The 4875-nt window shown below is 61.2% G+C and carries 4 protein-coding genes; all 4 read right to left on the bottom strand.

Annotated features, from left to right (window positions below):
• Positions 1-224: 224 nt before the first annotated feature.
• Positions 225-2774 carry a DEAD/DEAH box helicase family protein gene (locus IAE77_RS00420; RefSeq protein ID WP_294219679.1) on the bottom strand — a complete coding sequence of 850 codons (2550 nt, stop codon included), beginning with the start codon at positions 2772-2774 and terminating at the stop codon, positions 225-227.
• A gap of 9 nt (positions 2775-2783) precedes the next feature.
• A complete protein-coding gene (locus IAE77_RS00415) occupies positions 2784-3833 on the bottom strand; it encodes a macro domain-containing protein (protein WP_294219678.1) in 1050 nt (349 codons plus the stop codon).
• Positions 3834-3844: 11 nt separating this feature from the next.
• Entirely contained in the window at positions 3845-4468 is a 624-nt protein-coding gene (locus tag IAE77_RS00410) for a DUF4433 domain-containing protein (protein ID WP_294219677.1), read from the bottom strand.
• A gap of 224 nt (positions 4469-4692) precedes the next feature.
• On the bottom strand, positions 4693-4875 hold a 183-nt coding region (locus IAE77_RS00405), incomplete at its 5' end, for a hypothetical protein (RefSeq protein WP_294219676.1).

Below are 4875 nucleotides of genomic sequence, written 5' to 3'. Positions count from 1 at the left end.
CATCAAGATCCACCCCGTCTCCGCCGAGACCGGCGAAGGCCTCGACAAGCTCAAGAAGTGGCTCGACGAAAAGATCGGCCAGTTCGTGGACCGGTGAGCCGGAGCGCGGGTGAGGAGGGCGCGCGGGCACCCTTGTCCGCCGTCTGGAGTGGCGCGACTCGTCGCCTGCTCGGCTCCTGATCAAGGCACCCGCAACAGCATTGCCGGGCATCACGCAGTGCGAGTCACGCCGCCCTCTTGAAATCGGCCAGCCGCACATGCTTGCCAACATAAGCCATCAGTTGCTGAAGGCCCGTTCTGCCGAGTTGCTTCAGCCCCTGATAAACGCCCATGTCCACCGACATGATTTTGCCGAACTGTCCGGCTTCAATGTCCTCGCGCACCCGATTATCGAGCAGCAACGCCATGAAGATCTGGCGCAGTTCGCGCACTTTCGTCGAGTCCACGTTTTCAGTGGCGAGGAAGCGCTCGAACTCTTCCGCCGCGAGTTGTTCGCGGGTCGCGATGCCGGGACTGAGGCCGAAGATGACCTGGATGATCTCACGCAGGGTGGGTTCGCGGTCGGTGCGGTATAGATCGCGGAGCTTATCGAGGTTCCAGAAGTCGTCCGGCTTGTCGAGCAGGGTCTTCTTCACGAATTCCTCCACACCGGTCCAGTCCTCCGACTCCAGCGCCTGACGAAGGACCGCATGGCTTTCTGCGGCGGCCTTGGCCTGAGCCGCGAAGCGCTCGCGATACATCTCGCGGTCAACGCGCATCCCGTCCTGCCCGATCGGTGACTGCACCACATTCTTCATGGGGTCAGGATTCGTGTTGGTGAAGTCATCTTCACCACTCTCACCGCCCCCGCCTCCTTCGCCTTCGCCGGTCTTGGGCAGATTCAGCTTCTTGTCGTAGTTGAACTCCTTCTCGAAGTATTCGCAGTTGGCAAAGAAGTCGAAGAGGGCGAATCCGGCCTTCGGCTTCTCGATCTTGATCACCCCGTCCTCATGCTTGAAGACGAACAGACGCGTGCCGCGGCCTTTGATCTGGATGAAATCCGTCGGCGAGAAGATCGGACGCGCCAGCGCCACGTTCAGCACGTCCTCGCAGTCGTAGCCGGTGGTCATCATGCCGACGGTCACGCAGACACGGGTGCGGCTGGTGTTGTAGTCGCGGAAATCATCGCGCTTCCACCGGGACTTGCCGTTCAGGTTGTTGTTGGCGAAGTCGATGGTCATCTGCTGCGCTCCAGGGATGTCCGAGGTCACCTGCACGGCGAAGGAGGAGCCTGCGCCATACGCCTCCGGCCAGCGGAGCGTGGCTTCTTCGTTGAGCAGCTTCACCAGCTTCGTTGCATGTCGGCGGCTCACGGCAAAGAGGATTGTCTTGCCCACCTCGTCCGTGATGGGATCACGCCACGCGTTGTCGAGAAAGCAGCGGACGAAGCTCAGGTTCGTTTCGTCGGAGAAAAACTTCTTCTCATAGTCCCGCTTGGTGAAGACCAGTTCAGATTCGTTGCCGTCTTCATCCGGGGCCTGCTTCACGGCAAAGCCTTCCTTGGAAAGCATCGCCGTGGTGATCTCCGTGCGGGCGTCCAAGGCCACCGGGTTCACCAGATAGGGTGGCGCATGCCGCACGGCATCCAGCAGGCTGAAACGAAATGTCGGCTTGCCATCGCCGCAGCCAAAGGTGTGGTAGGTGTCCAGCAGGAGGCGCTTCTCCAGCGCACGCGGATCTTCCTGCCCCAGTTCCTGCTCGTTCACGCCTTTCAGGTAGTCTCGTGGTGTGGCGGTGAGGCCCAGCTTGGCTCCCACGAAGTATTCGAAGATGGCGCGATGGTTGCCGCTGATCGTCCGGTGCGCTTCATCGCTGATCAGGAGCTGGAAATCCGTCGGGGCGAAGTCCGTCAGGTATCGGTTCCGTGTGGCGAGGCTTTGGATCGTCGTCACCACCACATCGGCGCTCTTCCAGTCGTCGCGCTGCTTTTTATAAATGACCGTCTTGATGCCGTCCGGGCCGAGGTAGGCGTTGAAGTGCTTCCAGGCCTGCGTCTCCAGCTCCAGCCGGTCCACGAGGAAGAGCACGCGTGTCGCGTTGTTCGTGCGGAGAAAGAGCTTGGTGATCGCGGCGCTCAGCAGCGTCTTGCCGGTGCCGGTGGCCATTTCAAAGAGGAAACGCCATCCCTTGCTCACGGCGGCTTGTTGCAGCGCCTGGGCCGCCGCGACCTGATAATCCCGCAGCAGGCGGATCTTCTGGTTCACCATCGCCAGCAGGCGTTCCTCGGGCGAGTAGCCCAGCCACTTGGGATCTTGGGAAACGGCGATGTAGTTCTCATCGACCACCGCAGCCGCCAGTTTGGCCGCGTCCGGCTTCCACTGCGCTGCCTTGCCCAGCTCCGCCAGCGGCAGAAAACGGGAAACACGCACCGGGTTCCCCTGCCGCAGGTTCCAGTAGTAGTGGACGAGCCCGTTGCTCAGGAAGATGTGCGCCACGCCGAGGCTCTCCGCATAGCTGCGGGCCTGCTCCTTCGCCGTCAGCGGGTCGATGCCTTCCTTCTTGGCCTCCACCACCGCCACGGGCTTGTCGTCCGTGTTCAGCAGGACGTAGTCCACAAAGCCGCCCGGCACCTTGTCAAAGTCCGCCCCCAGGTCCTCGTGTGGCGAATAGACCTTCTTGGTCACCCGCTGCTCGCAGATCACGCTCACCTGACCGTTCGCATCCGGGGTGAAGCACCAGCCCGCCGCTTCGAGCAGCTTGTTGATCGTGATGCGGGCCTGGGCTTCGGAGGGCATGACAGTCCACTAGGCCCAGCCTTGTTCTTTGAGGCGGCGCCACGCTTTTTGAAGCGGCTCCGCTTTGAGTAGTTCTTTCTTCCGTTCACTCCAGCCACGCACCGCCGCAATGGCAGCTTGCGGGTTCGCCGCAGCCCCCGGCTCATTCACCATCACCCAGTGCACAGAACTGAGCAGTTCCATCCCGTGGGTATCTTCAAATCCTTCGATCAACGCGGCGACGCGATCCATCCGGGAGCGAGTTTCCTCTGATCCAGAGAGGAATTCCTTGGCGGAGTCCACCGCTCCAGGGAGCAACTCCAGCGGCGTTTGCGGATTATCGCTGCCAGCACCGTATCCACGCGTGAGATGTCCTTCCATACGGATCAGCCCATGGCGCAAATCTTTGGAATAAGGGCCATAGGTTCCCTTCTCGAAGGTCAGTCGCGGCAGCGGCTCGCCCGCCGCTTTGAGAAAGTACATCAGCTTGTGCACCTCCAGCAGGCTGACAAACGGGTCCAGCATGCCTTTGAGGTAACGGTCCATCAGCATCACCAGCGTCGCCTGCCCGGCAGTCATCTTGGTTTTCTTCGTGCGGTTGGGCATCGCGGCAGCCTCAGGCGCACCGACGGGGGCATACAGCAGCACTTTCACCTCCGGCAGGGCGGCGAAAGCGGATTCGATCCGTGGGCGGACCACCTTCCAGTCCAGTCCCCCATTGCCACAGCCCAGCGGCGGCAGCGCGATGGATTGGATGCCCAGTTCCCGCACCACACGCACCAGATCCGCCAGACCCGAATCCACATCTGCCAGACGGCTTTTCGCACGCCAGTGCCCCTTGGTGGGGAAATTGATGATCCAGCGCGGCCCTCCCAGCAGTCCTCCCATGTCGTGCACGTCCATTTTGCCGAGTTGGACGTCTCCACGCTGGCAGGCCGCTTCATACGCCCGGTACATCGGCGGAAAGGCCTGCCGGAACTGCAATGCGATCCCCTTGCCCATCACGCCTTCGGTGTTCACCGTGTTCACCAGCGCTTCTGCGGGAGAAGTCAGCAAGTTGCCTGTTTGGAGTTCGATCATCGGGGGATGCGTTAGTAGTACCAGTCACGTTTGACCGCCACCTTGGGCTGGTGCACGGCCTGTTTAAGCATGGAAGTCACCTCGTTGGCAACCTTGGAATTCAGGCAGGCGATCCCCCGGATCCCCGTCCAAGGGAAAAAGTCGCCCACGAGAAACTCGGCGGATTTCGGGTGCGTCCGTCCCTGCCATTGAGTGACCCGGATGGACTCCCAGTCCAGCTCATCGAGCGCTTCCAGTTCGGCGCGGAAGCTCGCGTGGTTGGCCCCGGCGTTGCCGCTGCTGATCGCCCATTCCTTCCCGCTCGCCATCCCCACCGCCACCGTGCTCACCAAATGCACAATCCGGTCCTGGCAGCCCGCCGGGCGGCCGGTGCGGCCCTGATTCACCACGAAGAGCATGGGCGACCTGGGGCAGAAATAGAACGGCACAAACTCACCCACAAAACGGTTCCCACAGCAGTCCACTCGCAGTTCCTTCAGTCGCCGCAGCTTGATGTGGTCATAACCGATCACCACGCCCGGATTGCGCTGTGCCATCCGCGCATCCGAGAGCAGGCCGCCCTCCGCCAGGATGCCGGGCAGGTTCGCCACATCCGTGATGTGGTAGATGTAAGTTTGGGCCGGATCGTTCTTCATGGCGGCGTCTCATGCTACGGCAGTCCCCCACACCCGGTCCAGCACGTGTTGGATCCTCCCCTCGAAGCGCGGGATCAACGACCTCACCGCCTCCATCTGCCCCGCCTCCGCGTCCAGCTCAGACACGATCCGCCGTTGCTCTTCCAGCGGCGGCAGGGGGATTTCAACGTCTTGAATTTTGTCTTGGGAGATGTTCGTGATCGCAGCAGTACTCGACACTTCAATCAGCTTGGACCGGATGTCGGGAGTTCGAAGTAGATAAAACAAATACTTCGGGGCACCTCTGGATAGGGGGTGGTTTCTGAGCGTGGTTTGAGAGGGCGAAAAAATGGTGGTTTTTGCTGACCATCTCTCGCTTCATTTGGCGGTTGGAGGCCTTTGTTGGTCAGCTTTTTTGGTGTGTGGGT

This window comes from Prosthecobacter sp. (assembly GCF_014879935.1).
GTDB lineage: Bacteria > Verrucomicrobiota > Verrucomicrobiia > Verrucomicrobiales > Verrucomicrobiaceae > Prosthecobacter.
The sequence above is the reverse complement of the archived record's forward strand: the minus strand, read 5'-3'. Positions and strand labels throughout refer to the sequence as shown.

What these genes read in the sequence shown, in the direction of transcription:
- IAE77_RS00415 (WP_294219678.1), bottom strand. Translation starts at nt 3,833, where the DNA reads ATGATCGAACTCCAAACAGGCAACTTGCTGACTTCTCCCGCAGAAGCG.
- IAE77_RS00410 (WP_294219677.1), bottom strand. Translation starts at nt 4,468, where the DNA reads ATGAAGAACGATCCGGCCCAAACTTACATCTACCACATCACGGATGTG.
- IAE77_RS00420 (WP_294219679.1), bottom strand. Translation starts at nt 2,774, where the DNA reads ATGCCCTCCGAAGCCCAGGCCCGCATCACGATCAACAAGCTGCTCGAA.